This is a genomic window from Arthrobacter sp. FW305-BF8 (assembly GCF_021789315.1).
GTDB lineage: Bacteria > Actinomycetota > Actinomycetes > Actinomycetales > Micrococcaceae > Arthrobacter.
The window spans coordinates 1,323,711-1,338,263 of the sequence record NZ_CP084561.1; the positions used below are offsets into that span (position 1 = coordinate 1,323,711).

16 protein-coding genes are annotated in these 14,553 nt (G+C 64.3%); 6 read left to right on the top strand and 10 right to left on the bottom strand.

The features are described from left to right. Positions 1 to 18: 18 nt before the first annotated feature. Positions 19 to 501, top strand: a complete 483-nt coding sequence (locus tag LFT45_RS05930) for a winged helix-turn-helix transcriptional regulator (protein ID WP_236807453.1) — start codon at positions 19 to 21, stop codon at positions 499 to 501. Positions 502 to 560: 59 nt separating this feature from the next. On the opposite strand, the gene LFT45_RS05935 is transcribed toward LFT45_RS05930, so the two are convergent. Both LFT45_RS05935 and LFT45_RS05940 read right to left on the bottom strand, forming a co-directional pair. Further along, complete coding sequence (locus LFT45_RS05935; RefSeq protein ID WP_236807455.1) at positions 561 to 884, bottom strand: hypothetical protein; 324 nt, start codon at positions 882 to 884, stop codon at positions 561 to 563. A gap of 7 nt (positions 885 to 891) precedes the next feature. Then, positions 892 to 1,482: a hypothetical protein gene (locus LFT45_RS05940; protein WP_236807457.1), complete on the bottom strand. Its 591-nt coding sequence runs from the start codon at positions 1,480 to 1,482 to the stop codon at positions 892 to 894. 235 nt (positions 1,483 to 1,717) lie between these two features. Here LFT45_RS05940 and LFT45_RS05945 point away from each other — a divergent pair, with 235 nt between their 5' ends. Beyond that, the gene (locus LFT45_RS05945; protein WP_236807459.1) at positions 1,718 to 3,232 is read left to right on the top strand and encodes an MFS transporter; all 1,515 of its coding nucleotides are present in this window, start codon (positions 1,718 to 1,720) and stop codon (positions 3,230 to 3,232) included. 20 nt (positions 3,233 to 3,252) lie between these two features. Here LFT45_RS05945 and LFT45_RS05950 read toward each other — a convergent pair whose 3' ends face one another. Together LFT45_RS05950 and LFT45_RS05955 are read right to left on the bottom strand one after the other, a co-directional pair. Then, a complete protein-coding gene (locus tag LFT45_RS05950) occupies positions 3,253 to 3,426 on the bottom strand; it encodes a hypothetical protein (RefSeq protein WP_236807460.1) in 174 nt (57 codons plus the stop codon). 214 nt (positions 3,427 to 3,640) lie between these two features. Next, positions 3,641 to 4,612: a DUF4268 domain-containing protein gene (locus LFT45_RS05955; RefSeq protein WP_236807462.1), complete on the bottom strand. Its 972-nt coding sequence runs from the start codon at positions 4,610 to 4,612 to the stop codon at positions 3,641 to 3,643. 440 nt (positions 4,613 to 5,052) lie between these two features. Here LFT45_RS05955 and LFT45_RS05960 point away from each other — a divergent pair, with 440 nt between their 5' ends. Continuing rightward, positions 5,053 to 5,445 carry a hypothetical protein gene (locus tag LFT45_RS05960; RefSeq protein ID WP_236807463.1) on the top strand — a complete coding sequence of 131 codons (393 nt, stop codon included), beginning with the start codon at positions 5,053 to 5,055 and terminating at the stop codon, positions 5,443 to 5,445. A gap of 315 nt (positions 5,446 to 5,760) precedes the next feature. Here LFT45_RS05960 and LFT45_RS05965 read toward each other — a convergent pair whose 3' ends face one another. After that, positions 5,761 to 6,348, bottom strand: coding sequence for a hypothetical protein (locus tag LFT45_RS05965; protein WP_236807465.1), 588 nt, complete (start codon positions 6,346 to 6,348; stop codon positions 5,761 to 5,763). Positions 6,349 to 6,624: 276 nt separating this feature from the next. Continuing rightward, on the bottom strand, positions 6,625 to 7,860 hold the full coding sequence (locus LFT45_RS05970) for an MFS transporter (RefSeq protein ID WP_236807467.1): 1,236 nt from the start codon (positions 7,858 to 7,860) through the stop codon (positions 6,625 to 6,627). 301 nt (positions 7,861 to 8,161) lie between these two features. On the opposite strand from LFT45_RS05970, the gene LFT45_RS05975 reads away from it, so the two are divergent. Both LFT45_RS05975 and LFT45_RS05980 read left to right on the top strand, forming a co-directional pair. Continuing rightward, positions 8,162 to 9,310, top strand: coding sequence for a hypothetical protein (locus LFT45_RS05975; RefSeq protein ID WP_236807469.1), 1,149 nt, complete (start codon positions 8,162 to 8,164; stop codon positions 9,308 to 9,310). A gap of 143 nt (positions 9,311 to 9,453) precedes the next feature. Beyond that, positions 9,454 to 9,702 (top strand): hypothetical protein, encoded by a 249-nt coding sequence (locus LFT45_RS05980; protein ID WP_236807471.1) that lies wholly within the window; start codon positions 9,454 to 9,456, stop codon positions 9,700 to 9,702. A 20-nt stretch (positions 9,703 to 9,722) separates the two neighbouring features. Here the strand turns inward: LFT45_RS05980 and LFT45_RS05985 are convergent, their stop codons facing one another. Continuing rightward, entirely contained in the window at positions 9,723 to 9,947 is a 225-nt protein-coding gene (locus tag LFT45_RS05985) for a hypothetical protein (protein WP_236807472.1), read from the bottom strand. Positions 9,948 to 10,425: 478 nt separating this feature from the next. Further along, positions 10,426 to 10,641, bottom strand: coding sequence for a hypothetical protein (locus LFT45_RS05990; protein ID WP_236807473.1), 216 nt, complete (start codon positions 10,639 to 10,641; stop codon positions 10,426 to 10,428). Between the two features lie 370 nt (positions 10,642 to 11,011). Here LFT45_RS05990 and LFT45_RS05995 point away from each other — a divergent pair, with 370 nt between their 5' ends. Continuing rightward, positions 11,012 to 11,494 (top strand): hypothetical protein, encoded by a 483-nt coding sequence (locus LFT45_RS05995; RefSeq protein ID WP_236807474.1) that lies wholly within the window; start codon positions 11,012 to 11,014, stop codon positions 11,492 to 11,494. 294 nt (positions 11,495 to 11,788) lie between these two features. Here LFT45_RS05995 and istB read toward each other — a convergent pair whose 3' ends face one another. Together istB and istA are read right to left on the bottom strand one after the other, a co-directional pair. Further along, positions 11,789 to 12,574 (bottom strand): IS21-like element helper ATPase IstB, encoded by a 786-nt coding sequence (gene istB, locus LFT45_RS06000; RefSeq protein ID WP_236804791.1) that lies wholly within the window; start codon positions 12,572 to 12,574, stop codon positions 11,789 to 11,791. Next, positions 12,571 to 14,091, bottom strand: a complete 1,521-nt coding sequence (istA, locus tag LFT45_RS06005) for an IS21 family transposase (protein ID WP_336885583.1) — start codon at positions 14,089 to 14,091, stop codon at positions 12,571 to 12,573. Before istA ends, istB begins: the two co-directional genes overlap by 4 nt. Between the last annotated feature and the right edge of the window lie 462 nt (positions 14,092 to 14,553).

A 14,553-nucleotide genomic window follows, 5' to 3' on the forward strand; every position in this document is an offset into this window, starting at 1 on the left:
ACCGAAAGCAGGTGAACGATGAATCGGCCGACCGAAAAGCCAGTGGATGCTCCGAGGGCGTGCTTCATCGCGGCGGGTCTCGACGTGCTCGGGGAACGGTGGGCGCTGCTGGCGCTTCGTGAAATGTCCCTGGGCGTTCACCGGTTCGACCAGATCGCCCGAAATACCGGCGCGTCCCGCGACATCCTGACGGGCCGGCTGCGCACACTCGAAAGCCGTGGCGTGATTGAGCGCGTCCAGTACTCCGAGCGCCCCGCGCGCTATGAGTACCACCTCACAACCTCCGGGGCCGAAGTCGCGCCCATTCTCATCTCACTTGCGGCTTGGAGCAGCACCTGGATGCGGGACGAGACGCCCCGTGCCTCGTACAAGCACAGTTGCGGGGCCGACCTGAAACCGTTGGTGTTGTGCGCGGAATGCGGTGAGGAGTTCACCCCAGGAAGCTTGATGCTGGGACCGCTTGTGTCAACGGCCGGTACGGACCCGGCGTCCGACCAGTAAGAACAAAAACCGAACAGAGGACGACGGCGGTACCTCCCGCCGTCGTCCTCTAATTACCGCTACTGGGCTGCGCGCCGGTTGTGTGCCTGGCGCGCCAGCCGGCTGAAGGCGAAGATGAAGACGGCCTCGATGAGCACCATCAGTCCGAGCAGCAGCCACCGGCCCTGGCTGATGAACACCACCGCGCCGGTGAGGACCAGCATGGTTCCCAGCGCCAGGGCGTAGACGGCGAACCCGAGAGCCACCTTGGCGCTGCGCACACCTGTGCGGAAACCAAAGCCCTGCGGCTCTCCGCCGGGCAGTCCCCGGACCCGGTCGGGCCCTGCGGGAGGGAGCCGGTCGAACTCCTGCCACAGATCCTCGTCGTGATCCCGATCCGTCATGCTTCCATTATCCCGCGCAGCGGGGCGCCTGCTCCCTGTCGGCCGACCCTGCGTGGAGCGGCGTGCCTATGGAATTCCCTGACGAGATCTGCCGCTTCACCTGCTCAAGCTCTAGTTTGAGCTGGTCAACGGTGGCGCGGTACTTATCGAAGTCCGCTTTTCGGCGCCTTTCCATGAAGTAGCTGACGACGGCGGCGAGAATGCCAAGCGGGAACGACACCAGCAGGGCCCAGCCGGACGTGCCAAGGAAGCCCAGCGCTACGGGCAGTGCCTGCTTGAACGCCAGGAACTCATTCATCCCGTCGAACACTGCGGTCAGGGCGGAGTCCAGGGGGCCCAGAAACTGCCCAACCATGGGCGTCCCCGAAAGCGACGGAGCAGTCAGCGGTTCCCTTGGCGACCAGCGCGGGTCACCGACATGGTTCAGGACGTAGATCCCGGCACCAGCGTTGAGTGCCGCGAAGAGTAGGACGGCACCAACCACCGTCCAATGAAGCCTGCGGGGACGCCAAACACCGGCCGCAAGCGCGAACACGGCGGCCGCAACCCACGAAAAGATGCTGAGTTCGTCACGGCCCAGGCCGCTCAATGGATCCAAGGAATTCCCGCCCTAACAGTTGGTGTCGAGGCCTGTTCGGCCGCAAGCGAGCCTATCCCAGTCGCCGCTGGACGCACGACGGCGGAGGCCAGGGTCGTGTGAGTAAGCTTCGGTTTTTCATTGTTGTGCCAGAACGCTGGTGGGAAGATGGACGGAGAGTTGGGCTTCCACCGAAACGGGGTTGCCGGCGATCTGGCGGCACGTGCCCAGCCTGATAACAGGCGGTGACCGAGCCATGACAGAGCGCCATCTGCAGCAGCGACGATTGCGTGTTTCCGACGTCAACGTCGTCAACCACCGCACGCTGAGGAAAGCGCTCGGCGGGACCATCGTGGGCAACACCATGGAGTGGTACGACGTCGGCGTCTTCGGCTACCTGATCACCACGATGGGTCCGGTGTTCCTGCCCGAGGCGGACAGGGCCGTGCAGAACCTGTTCCTGCTGGGAACCTTCGGCGCCACGTTCATCGCCCGTCCGTTGGGCGGCATCTTCTTCGGCTGGCTGGGCGACAAGATCGGCCGGCAGAAGGTCCTGGCAATGACCCTGATGATGATGGCCGCGGCGACGTTCGCCGTCGGCCTGCTTCCCGGGTATGCGGTGCTGGGCATCTGGGCCGCCGTGCTGCTGGTGGTCACCAAGCTGGTCCAGGGCTTTTCCACCGGCGGCGAGTACTCGGGGGCCACCACCTTCGTATGCGAGCACTCACCGGACCACCGCCGTGGCTTCTTTGTCAGCTTCCTGGACATGGGCAGCTACCTCGGCTTCGCCCTGGGCGCCGCACTGGTGTCAGCGCTCCAGCTGATCCTCGGCCAGGGGCAGATGGAGGCGTGGGGCTGGCGCATCCCGTTCCTGATCGCAGGCCCGCTGGGCATCGTGGCCATCTACTTCCGCATGAAGATCGAGGAGTCGCCCGCCTTCAAGGCCACGCAGGAGGCCGAAGCCGTGGCCGCCCAGCATCACGAGACCGACGACGAGCTCCGCCCCGTCGGCCCGGTGGGGATCTTCAAGGACCACTGGCGCCGCATCGTGCTGGCCATGATCCTGGTGGCCGCCGGCAACACCGTGGGCTACGCCCTCACGTCCTACATGCCCACGTACCTGACCACCAACAAGGGCTACGACGAGATCCACGGGACGCTGCTGACCGTGCCGGTGCTGGTGGTCATGTCCCTGTGCATCCCGCTGACGGGCCGCCTCTCAGACAGGATCGGGCGGCGGCCGGTGCTCTGGATCGGGGCCATCAGCACGGTGGTGTTTTCACTTCCCGCGTTTCTTCTGATCTCGATCGGAACCGTGCCGGCCACGCTCGCCGGGCTGGCCCTGGTCGCGTTTCCCGTGGCGTTTTTCGTGGCCATTCTCGCATCGGCGCTGCCTGCGCTGTTTCCCACGGCCCACCGCTACTCTGCCATGGGCATCGCCTACAACTTTGCCGTGGCGATCTTCGGCGGCACCGCCCCGTTCATCATCGCCGCGCTCATTCAGGCGACAGGCAACGACCTGATGCCGGCGTTTTACCTCATGGCGACGTCGGCCATCGCGGCGGTCGCCATCTACTTCCTGCCGGAATCCGCACAGCGGCACCTGCCCGGGTCCATGCCCAGCGTGGATTCGGACGACGCCGCCCGCGAGCTGGTGGCGACCCAGGACAGGAACCCGCTGCTTGAGATGGACACCCTGCCGTTCGACAGCAGCTACGAGGCTGCACGGGCGGCGCATACGGGAGGCCCCGAGAGGCCGACGGTGATGTGAATAGAACTTCCGGCGCGATTCTAGGCACCGTGTTCATGGAGGAACGCTCGGACGGTTGCATCGAACTCGTCGGCGGAGTTGAGCGCGTTCGCGACGGCCAATGGGGCACCGATGTCTTGGTCGCCGTAGACCAGCAAGGTCGGGGCAGAGGGGAGGGGCAGGGCCTGGCGGAGGTTTTCAGCAGGCCGGGCCATTGCCTGAAAAGTCGACTGGGTGGAACAGGCGGGGAAAGCTCGGACGGCGTTAGGGCATGCTGCAGGCGCTGCTCGCCTAGTCTGGCCGCCTCCAGTAGCGGCAACCCTTGCCCTTCTAGAGGGCATTTCCTACTGATTCTTTAACCAGGTTGCCCCACTGCCGCCGCAGGCATGAGCAAAGCAGCCGTTGTCCTGGCCCTAAACCGTGTCTTTGTCATTGCACAGTCCCTTCGAAGATTTTCGGACCGCCGATGGCATCAAGGGCCCGACGCATTCGGGTTTGGCTCTCTATCAGCCAATCGATCATTTCGGGCCAGCGTGCTGTGTCGGTGACGTCGTAATCCGCAGGCCCATCGACGATCTTGGCTGCTTTCCGACCGTCCCTCCGGTCCCATTCCACGGCGCGGCCGAGGGCGGCTTCAAAGATGTCCCGTTGTGCCAGGGCTGCTTCAAAGCGCTGGGAGTTGACGGTTGCATCTGGGTCTTCGAAGTAGAACTGGGTAATCATGCCTGCACGAGTAAATGCCATCGAAAGCACCACACCGCGTGCTCCGGTGGAAGTGTTGGCCCAGCTTTGCGTGCTCCGGCGCCCGCGGGTCCATGTCGGGTGCAGGGTACGGATTTGCTCGAGCGCGAGCGCCCAGAACTCTGCGTAGATGGCTGCTTTGCCGCCAGCCTCAGACGACGCCGATGTCGCACGGCGCACCTGCTTCTCCCAGTCGTTCGGCTGGGCGACCAACTCAAAGTTCGGTGCTGGCTCCGAATCACCGATCCGAACCACTTTGATGACCACGCCGAAGAATCGAGTTTTTTCATCGGTCCGCTCATTCAGCCAGTCGATTGCCGCTCGATGCTCCGGGCGGAATCCGGTTGTGAGCCAAATGATCGTTGTAGGGTCGGTTCCGGCGGCATAGGTGAGGATTTGTCCCAAGTGGGTATGGTCCGAGAATTCCAACTGGTTCTCGATGATGACGATGTCGCCGGATGCTTCGTCATACCCCTTCAGATCGAGACTGAAGTCGCCGACTGGATGTTCGGCCGCTTCCAGGATGAGCTCCATCCCCAGCAGTTCACTCAGAACGTCAACATTCTGAAGCAGCCATGGTGTGAAGTGACGAGCTTCGTGCGGCCACACGTCACGCGGCTGGACCTGAACAATGCGACTAAGCTGCGCCAATGGTTTCACTACGGCGCAACCTCTTCCATAAATGCGATGGATTTCTTCATGGACCCCCCGTTGGAAAAATTGAATGATGCATCGAAAATCATATGCCGGTGCCAGGGCACGCAAGGCGCACGACGTTCCGCCGCACCCGAATACTTGAAGGCCGGCACGATCCGCAGCTGTGGGTGCCGGGAGCATTAGATTCTGGTAGGTGCCGAAGTGTCGGCTCGGCGCCACGCGGGCGACCACCGGGGTCCTCGTCGGTGGCCCTCGGCCGGTCGGAGAGTGCCGCCCCTAGCGGCCAGCTTGGGGAGCTCAACCGCACGAATACCTGCCTCGACTGCGTCCTTCGTGCTGACATACTCACAGGGATCAAGCGCTAACTCGCGATGACCTCCCGGACGACCGATTTACTCCTCACTACGGTATCCTTTCGTGCGGGAGTTTCGATTGGAGGCAGCGTGGGGGTTTTTGACAAGGTACTCATAACTGGCGTCGCGGCTCTCATTGGCAATGGCATCGTTCAGACCTACAGATCCGTTCAAGAAACGAAGCGCCGCAAGAACACTCCGCTTCGGTTCGACGGTAATCTAACCCAGCAGGACTTCACCGATGCCGCAGGCCGGATCGCGAAGAAGACACCCCGAGTCGCAGGGATCGAAGTCACGGGAATGACAGTCCTGGTCGAGGTGCGATCCAACAGCGGTCTCTCGACATGGACAGCAGAGATCGACTTCAACGACTACGGGCGATTGACGGGAAACCACTGGCTGACTTCAGAAAACACCCAGTCCCCGATCCCCGAGTTCTTCGGAAGGGCGCTTCAGGAAGAAATCTGGAAAATAGCCAGCTAAGGGTTGCTTCTTCTCAAGCTAAACCGTAACCACCACTAACGTTGGACTGGGCACCAGCGTGGCCCGGTGACCTCTGCTCGACGCCAGGTACGGATTGAGACTTCAGCCGGCATAACGCGCTCCGGGGCATGATCGTGATGCAGCTTGCTGTGCCAACTTAGACGAGGAGCCTCGGCCAGACCAGGCGGCCAAGGATGCGTAGTGGCCAAGGAAGCCTCGCTCCAGTCCAGGTACATCGCCCAACGCTACCTTGAGTCACAATACGTCTGGTCACGAAGCAGGGAAGATTTTGCGATAGGAGCTCGCACCCACTTCTCAACTTTCTCTGGCCGGAAGGTGACGGACGGGGTCGAAGACGTCAAAGGATGACGTTCCGATCAGGAAGATGCCCCGCTGGGGGATCCAGAAATCGCCCAGCTTGGTCTGGCCGCGCAAGGGCTGCAGGCTGCCCAGGTCCTCACCGGTCAAGGTGGCAGAGCTTCGGAAGACAAACCACATCCGGCGCGGTTTTGCACGGAAGCCCTGCCTGTTGGGGACGCTGCCTGTCAGTCCGAGCCGGTCCGCCCGCAACACCGGTCCCGCGGCGGTGCCCATGGCTTTCAGGAATGTCCTGCTCTCCAGGAGGGGAGCGGGCAGGGCGCCGACTACTGCCGACATCGCCCGGGTGATGGCGGTTGTTTCCAACTCGAGCTCCCAGGTCAGGTCCACATCACCGGCGACGGCCACCCTAAGGGTGGTGTCGCCCGTCCATGCAACGGTGACGGGGCACTGCACAGCGTTCTGCAGGGCGGCGCCAAAGTACCGGGCGCAGGAAAGTTCGGCCGGGGCATCGGCGTAGATGGTCCAGGAACCTGAGGGCCGGCGCAACCACACCGACGTGTAGCCAGGGCCAACACTGGTCACGGGAAAACGCCGCATGGCCAGCACGTGGCCGGAACTGAAGGACAGCCCCATGACGCCGTACCCGGAGAACTGCTCGTCTTGTCCGGGCCCGAGTTTGGCGTTTTGTTCGGCTTCGAGGACCTGCTCCCGGATGCTCTACACGCCTGCTGCCTCCACCTTCCGCGGTGGCGCTGAGTCTACGCTCGGCCGGTCGGAGCAACAACGGACCCTCCTCCGAGAGGCCCTCCACCGGCCGGGGCCTGGGGGAACTGATACCGGTTCGTTAGCGGCACCCTGTTAGTGCTGGGACACCGGCTCCTTGAGTTCCTGCTTTTCCCAGCCGCGCTCTTTCCGGCCCGCGGGATAGGCATGTCGTTTGCCGGCCAGCGTGATGGCAAGGGCGACGGCGACCGGCAGGGCAGCGGCGACCGGAACCATGAGCGGGCCGGCGAGGACCAGGGCGGCGGAGCCGTAGAGCGCGCCGATGGTGATGCCGAGCTGGATGGTCAGGACGGTGAGGCCGTTAGCCGCGTCCCGGTCCTCGCGCCCGGCGCGGAGGATGGCTGCCTGGTTGTAGATGCCGATCGCGCCGAGGCCGGCGCCCCATACCGTCATGAGGACCATGGCGCCCGGAATCGTTCCGCCGCCGAGCGGGAGGAGGAGCATCGCGGCGGCGATGGCCGCCGTCGTGATCAGCAGCGAACGGCGGGGCCGGGAGTCCACGGTGATGCCCGCGATCCAGATGCCGATGAGGCCGGAGGCGCCCAGGACGGTGAGGGAGAGGCTGGTGGCGTAGTCGGGCAGGCCGGCTTCGCGGATGAACGGCGCGATGTACGTGAAGAGCGCGAAGTGGGCGAGGACCAGCAGGGGCCAGGCGATGGCCACGGACTTCACGCCGGGCTGTGCGATGGCCTTGCGCATTGAAGGGCGGACGGCGTCGGGGACCCGGCGGACCTGCGGAAGCAGCCAGACGGCCAGACCGGTGAGGAGCATGCTAAAGCCGGCCAGGAAGAGGAAGGAGGCGCGCCAGCCAAGGAGCGCACCGAGCGCGGTGCCCACGGGGGCGCCGATGGCCATGCCCAGGCTGTTGCCGCTGAAGACGATGGCCAGGGCCTTGCCCACCTTGTCGGCCGGGACCACCCGCGAAACGAACGGCGCCACGGTGGTCCAGAGCAGGCCGTGCGCCAGGCCTCCGACAAGCCGCGCGCCCATAGCCGCAGTGAAGTTGGGTGCGAGCCCGACGAGGACGTTGCTGAGCGCGAAGGTGAGGACGAGTGAGATGAGCAGGGTCTTCCGCGGAATCCTGGCCAGCAGCCGGGCAGCCGGAATCACGGTGACCACGATGACGGCGGCGTAGGCTGCAGCGAGGTAGCCGGCAACTGGCTCGGAGACGTTCAAGCCGTCGCTGATCTGAGGCAGCAGGCCAGACGGCATGAGTTCGGTGGTGATGGCCGTGAACGTGATTGTGGCCAGAACCAGCATCGCGGCAAGCGGGAACCGTCGAGGTTCCGCCGAGAGAGTCGCGGAAGACATGGGGGAGGGATCCATTCAAGGGGAGGGAAGGACGTCGGGACGCTGCTGGCCCGGAAGTTCCAACCACAAATTTACCTGATTTATTCGTGGCTGGGGCGTGTTCGTAGTCTCACCGTCGACCGTTTCGGAAACGGCGCTAAGATCGGGCGTCGCCGGTGGAATCGATCGCCAGTGAGCGCTCCAGCTTGGGGCTCCGTCATTCATGTACTGGTCGCTGGGTTACCCTGTTGAGATGTCGGCAGGGTTGTCCAATAATCTCGGCAACGTCGCTAGACACTGAACCCACCTGAGAGGACCTGCCATGCCCGAAGCTCCGATGGACGCTGTCAACGCCGTCGACGCCGACGACGCTGTTAACGTCGACGACGTCAATGATGCCGACCTGAAGGTTGTCGAGGATGAGCGAGCCGAGCTGAGGGAGTTCGTCAAGGGGCTGAGCCCGGACGACATCAAGTCGGGGGGATGGTTCACTAAGCTCATCGCTCAAGCGCTGGGTTCTTACACCGAAAAGGTCACCTGGCAGTACTTCCAGGAGCGGTACGAGGGCGTGCCCGCGGACGCCATCGTCGATCAGCGGATCAAGATGGCAGCTCGCTACGCCGCGCTCGAAGGGGGCCTCTCCGCGGGTGCTTACACGGCGGCCATCATCGCCACCCTGGGGAGCCTTGGTGGTTCCTCACCCGCGACTGTCCCGGCCGCCATCGTGACCGTCATGGTCGATGTCGCGTTCATTACGCGGCTCCAGCTGCGCTTGGCCTACGACGTCGCGGTCCTCTATCGGGTCCCACTCGACCTATCCGACCCCGATGACATGTGGAAGCTTATTCGGGTGGCATTCACGATCAAGGGCGGGGAAGTCGTGCGTGGGGGCGTGTCCAGGGTCGTCCCGGCCATCATGCGGCCGGTGATCAAGAGGTTCTATTCCGGAGCGGTTCTGACCGCTGCGAGGGGGCTGCCGTTCGTCGGAAAGTTCCTCCTGCAGCGCACCGTCATCAAAATCGGCATCCCGCTCGTCGGCGTTCCGCTCGCGGTCGTTCTGAACCGATACACGACGCTGGTCGCTGGACAGCACGCGCGAGACGTCTTCCGGAACGAGGCCCGGGTGATTGAACTCGCCCGGAATTTGAGCGAGCGGAGTCAGCACCCGCAGCTGATGCTGTGGGTCGCGTGGCTCGTCATCATGGCGGACGGCAAGATCGCCGACGATGAGGCCGTGTTATTCCGGCACTTGGTGAGGTTGGTCCGGGATCAGCATCAGGTGGTCGATGAGCAGCTCGCTCGCCTCGTCGATATCGACCCCGCTGACGTTTGGCGACGCCTGGACGCCGAGCCAGGGGATCTGAGCGACATCCTCGACGTCGCCAACCGGGTGGCCGCTGTGGATGGTGCCGTCAACGGGCGTGAGAAAGCAGTCATCTCCGAGCTTCGAGACCGGTGCGGCCGAGTCTAACGCCGTCATACGGTGCCGCTAGAGTCTGCGGCGGCGCCGCGGTCGTGAGTGCCTATCGGCCTGCGGCAGTTACAAAAATTGCTTAGGCGCTAAGAGTTTTTGTAACTGCCGCAGATGTCGCCACCCCGGGATACATTGCATCCATGACTAACGACGTGAAGCCCGCAAAGAAGCGGGAGACTGTTCGCAGATGCCCTGTGTGCGGCCAGGAAGCGTGGCGGATTGCCTACGGCATGATGGGGCCCGATGCCATGGCTGAGAGCCCGAAGGCCGAGTTTGCCGGTTGCTGCCTGACCGAGGAAGTACGGATTTACCCCGCCACCGGCAAGGTTGAATCTGGGGTACCGAGGTGGGCGTGCCAGAACCCGGAGTGCCGGCACCGCTGGTGGTGACGGCAGGGAGCGCGTCTCGATCAGGCGGCCGGGACCATCCAGAATCCGGCGATGGTAGTGCGGCCCGGGGCGGTGGCGGTGGAAGGAGTGATGCGGACGGAAACCGGTCCTGCTGCAAGGTCCAGTTTCGCGCGCGCCGTAGTTCTGCAGTTGAGGGTCACTTCATGAGTGGTTCCTCCCCGCAGGCCGGGCTGCGAGACGGTGAGCGATGCTTTGAGCATTCCCACGCATTCAGCGGTAACCATGTAGCTTCCCCTTGGTATTTCAGTTGCTGACGCCCGAAGTCCGCCACTGCCCAGTCCGCCTGATCCGCCCAAGACAAGACCGTCAGGCGGGAGACCCAATCGCTTTTCCAGTTGCGCCTGATTTGTTGCGCGGGCTCGGGCTAGAGCGGGGGTGTCGTTAGGCACGGGAGGGCGCGCTGGCGGGGAGAATGCGGCCGGAGTGTCGATAGGAGCCTGGCTTGCCATCGGCACGGGTGGGGGAGATGACGGGGAGCCTGCAGCTGACGCATCAGAGTGAGCCGGGCTGTCGTCCTCGTACTCGCAGGCACTTAGTGCGATTCCGCAACTGGCCAGAACCAGCAAAAGCGTTAGAGCCCGAGACCATCGATTTCCCCCATGTGCTGCCATGCGCCAACACTACCGGCACCGACGGCGGATTCCCGTGCTGGAGTGGGCCGGACGTTGACCGGCGCGCCCGCATGGAACAACACCGGTAAAGCTATTTCTGGCCGAGCAGCTTCCTCGCGTTTTCATACTTAGCTGCAAGCCGCTGTCGGACTTCGGGTTCCAGACGCGCCGTCCGCTCTGGATCGGTATTGTCGGCGATGTCCGCCAGTTTCACGGCCAAGGCAATGGGATTCTCGCGAATAGCCTCGTAGTATCCGTTACTCGTGTTGGCCTCGGTGCGGGTAAGCAGGACGACGGCGTCAATCACCTCGTCGCTGATTCCCGCGGTCCTCAGGTTCTCAGCTGTGATGCCGCAGTCTTCGATGACGTCGTGCAGCCAGGCCGCCGCAACGTGCTTCGGGTCGTCCAGCTGGCCGCCACGCGGCGGGGGTGCTCGATATACGGCGCGCCGATCTTATCGGTTTGGAACCTGTGCGCGATGGTCGCAATTGCTTTCGCCGCAGCCAACTCAGGATTGTTGTCGTGATTCTCCACCGGAACCCTTTCCTTTCCGAGCCCACCCGGCCCTTCTCCATCAACACGGGCAGGCTATCAACCGGGGCCGACATTTTCCGAAGGCCTATCACGGCCGGAAGAAATGTCAGTGGGGCCTCTGACAATGAAGGCATCGGTTAGAAATGAAAGGCACCGCCATGCTGGAAACAATCGCACGTCCTGAAGCCTCACTGGAGCTAATGCTGGATCTTCAGCCAGAAGAAGCGCTGGAGTGGAAAGCGCAGGTGAATCAGCAGTACAAAGATTGGGAGGACGTAGAGTCAGCCACCCATCTGGTCGCACTCATTCAGGGCACGCGCCGCGACGGCGAGTGGCTGGTCGTGCAGACGAAGGGCTCGAACTCACAACCGATCGGGCGCTATGCCCAGGCCATGAACACCGGCAGCGGATTCCAGGTGGAGGTTGCCCAGATCTGCCGTGGTGTCGCCCGCAACTGGCGCATAGGGCTGGGCGCGGCCGCAGACGAGGCCGGGAACAGGCCCTTCCGGGGTGTCTCTGCTTCGCAGAACCTGACACTTGCCGGAACCTCGGAGGTGATGGTGTCGTGGCTGAACGGCCACGGACTGCCGCTGGGCTACGGTGCAGCACTGCACGTTTACGGCTAGGCCGGCGAACGAGGATGTGGAGCCATGACGCAACCGTAGGAGACCTGCGGAGAGTCCACGAGGAGTCGAGGGGCAAACCGTACGTGTCCAGCCTCGACTGGATTGCCACCGGAGCGTTCGTGGACCGGGGACAGCCTGACGACACGCCGCTGTTTCCCCGGTCTGTCAACGGCCATTAGGAATTGCCCGTAGGCGGCCAGCATTTCTGCCCGCTGGTGGCCAGTAGAACTGCCCAGTGGTGGCCAGCTGGTTTGCCCGCTTGGGGATGGGGTTTGCTGGCCACCAGTTTGGGGTTTAGTTCAGTGGCATGACGCCCTTTCCGGCCAGGGCCTGGGTGAGGCGGATGGAGTCGCCGGTGGTTTGGCAGACGTGGGCGTGGTGCAGGAGCCGGTCCACAGTCGCGGTGGCCAGGGTTTTGGGCATGAGCTCGTCGAAGCCTGCGGGGTGAAGGTTCGAGGAGACCGCGACGGCCCGTTTTTCATAGGCTGCGTCGACGACCCGGTAGAGGCCTTCGGCGGCGTCGGTGGCCACGGCGAGGAGGCCGATGTCATCCACGACCACGAGATCTGCGCGCAGGATCCTAGCCACGGCCCGGGTGACGGTGTCGTCGGCCCGGTGCGAACGGATCAGGGCGCCGAGGTCCTCAAGGGTGAACCAGGCGACGCGCATCCCTTCTTCGACGGCCTGCTGGCCGAGGGCTTCGAGGAAGAATGTCTTTCCGGTCCCGGAGGGGCCGCAGACGACGAGGTTTTCTTTCCGGTGGATCCATTCCAGGGTGCGCAGGGCCTGTTGGGTCGGTGCCGGGATCGAGGACGCGGCTTCGTCCCAGAGGGCGAACGTCTTGCCGGTCGGGAACCCTGCAGCCTTGCGGCGGGTGGCGAGCATCGACCGGGCCCGGCCCTTGGTCTCCTCCGCGAGCAGTGCTTTGATGACCTCGGCCGGTTCCCAGCGCTGAGCGCGGGCGGTGGCCAACACGTCCGGGGCGATGGCGCGGGCGTGGGGCATTTTCAGTTGCCGCATGAGTGCCTCGAGGTCGGCGGGCAGAGCCGGTGCGGTGCTGTTCGCGGTCGTGATGCTCATCGGGCGCCCTCCCCGGCGCCGGTGGTGCCGAGGCCGGCCCACCCGGCGGTGCCCTGGGTGAGGGACTTGTCCTCCGCGGCGGTGCGCAGCCCGGTGTGGTTTCCGCCCGCGTTCAACAGCGACGCGAGGTCGCCGTGCGCGAAGCGGTGGTGGATCGCGGCAACGCCCAGGGCCTTATCGACCTCGGCAGTCCCCGCGATCTTGGCCAGCGCGACAGCCTCGGCCATCTTCACGTTGATCCGCTGCGCTCCGGCCGCGGCGGCCTCCAGCAGCCAGGTCCTCGCGCCGGCGCCAATGCCCAGGAATTCTGCTTCCGCCGTGGACCGCGGCACGGGTTTGTAGTCGCCGGGCACCTTCTGCTGATGGTCCGGGAAATGTGCGTCCAGGATCGCCGGGGACCCGGGCCGGGCAAGTCGGTGCCGGGCGACCTCGACCGGCCCGCCGGCACCAACATGCACGATCACGACCTGAGCATCCGGGCCGGTCCCGTGGAAGCGGGCGAACACCTCGGCGCCGAGCAGATGGGCAGGCACGGAGTATTGGGCGTTTTCGACCGAGACCATCGGCGTGTTTTCCGGCACCCGGCGCCCGACCCCGTAGGCGAGGGTATGCGCTGTGTCCGGGACGCGGTGCAGGGACGCGGCCTCCTCGGCGAGCATGTCGACCGGGCGGCGGCGGGTGGTCCGGTGCTCGCGCGTGTTGATCTGGTCCATGAACGCGGTGCAGGCCGTCTCGAGCGCGGCGAACGAGGCGTATTCGTCTCGCAGGTTGGTGTCCTTGGGCACCAGGTCTGCCTTGGCGATCTTCACAGACGATTCGACCCCGCCCTTGGATGCCGGGTCCGCCGGCTGGCAGGTGAGCACCTCGACGGAGTAGTGCCTGGCGAACGCCAGCGTCTGCTGGTTACGGACCGGCACGCCGGCCACATGCATGGTGGTGACGGTCTTCTCGTTATCGGTCAGCACATACGTTGGCGCGCCGCCGAGCAGCCGGAATGACCGGTCCAGGGCGGAGAACACGCTCGGCGCCGTCCGGTCACGCAGCGGGATCACGATGCGGAACCGGGACCAGGCCAGCCAGGCGACGAACAGTACGGTCTTGACCCCGTCGATGACGGGCCCGTCGCCGAAATCGTACTGAAGCCAGGCGCCTGGCTCGGTGATCCAGGGACGGTGGACCCTTTTGTTCCCGCGCCGGTAGGCCTCTTTGACCTGGGAAACGGCGCGGCGGGTGGAGCGGTCCGAACCTCGGTAGCCCATCGCGGCGAGCTTGTCATGGATGACATCGGCGCGGATCCGGCCCTTGGACTTTTCGACCCATTCCTCGATCTTTGGAAGCCACTCGTCGGTGACCCGGGGCCGGTCCGTCACACCGCCCGGTGCACGCCCGGCATCACGGGCCTGGACCAGCCGGTCAACAGTGTGGTGGGAACAACCCGACAGCTCCGCTGCACCGCGCAGCGACTTGGTCAGATCATAGGCAGCAAGAATTTTCACGGTTTCTAGGGCATCCTTCATTCAGGGCCTCTTCCTGTCAGCGGATTCGATTCGACACCGACATCCAAACGGGAAGAGGCCCCCGCCGTCTTACGACACGGCGGGACAAGCGAACAATGCGGGCAAACCAAGCGGCCATGGCTGGGCAGAACTCATGGCCACAGGCGGGCAGTCCCGGTGGCCATCAGCGGGCAATTCCGTGGCCATCTACGGGCAGTTTTTCATGGCCGCTAACACCGGTCCACGACCGTCAAACCGACAAAGGACGATGATTCAGTCTGAACCTGCTCCCGAAGACACCGTTCCGGCAGCGACAGGCTGAATCTCGTAGACCTGTCCAAGAGCTGGGAAGCCCAGACCACCACGTAGGGGTCCACATAGCCATCGGTCTCGAGCAGATGCCGTGCTGCGCGATGCCGCACGGGTGAGCCGGGCAGGGTGAGGAGCTCTGCGAGGAGCTGTACGTTCGGCAGTGGGCGCCGG

Coding starts and splice junctions, on each gene's coding strand:
- LFT45_RS05930 (WP_236807453.1), top strand. CDS start 19: ATGAATCGGCCGACCGAAAAGCCAGTGGATGCTCCGAGGGCGTGCTTC.
- LFT45_RS05935 (WP_236807455.1), bottom strand. CDS start 884: ATGACGGATCGGGATCACGACGAGGATCTGTGGCAGGAGTTCGACCGG.
- LFT45_RS05945 (WP_236807459.1), top strand. CDS start 1,718: ATGACAGAGCGCCATCTGCAGCAGCGACGATTGCGTGTTTCCGACGTC.
- LFT45_RS05950 (WP_236807460.1), bottom strand. CDS start 3,426: ATGGCCCGGCCTGCTGAAAACCTCCGCCAGGCCCTGCCCCTCCCCTCT.
- LFT45_RS05970 (WP_236807467.1), bottom strand. CDS start 7,860: ATGTCTTCCGCGACTCTCTCGGCGGAACCTCGACGGTTCCCGCTTGCC.
- LFT45_RS05975 (WP_236807469.1), top strand. CDS start 8,162: ATGCCCGAAGCTCCGATGGACGCTGTCAACGCCGTCGACGCCGACGAC.
- LFT45_RS05980 (WP_236807471.1), top strand. CDS start 9,454: ATGACTAACGACGTGAAGCCCGCAAAGAAGCGGGAGACTGTTCGCAGA.
- LFT45_RS05985 (WP_236807472.1), bottom strand. CDS start 9,947: ATGGTTACCGCTGAATGCGTGGGAATGCTCAAAGCATCGCTCACCGTC.
- LFT45_RS05995 (WP_236807474.1), top strand. CDS start 11,012: ATGAAAGGCACCGCCATGCTGGAAACAATCGCACGTCCTGAAGCCTCA.
- istB (WP_236804791.1), bottom strand. CDS start 12,574: ATGAGCATCACGACCGCGAACAGCACCGCACCGGCTCTGCCCGCCGAC.
- istA (WP_336885583.1), bottom strand. CDS start 14,091: ATGAAGGATGCCCTAGAAACCGTGAAAATTCTTGCTGCCTATGATCTG.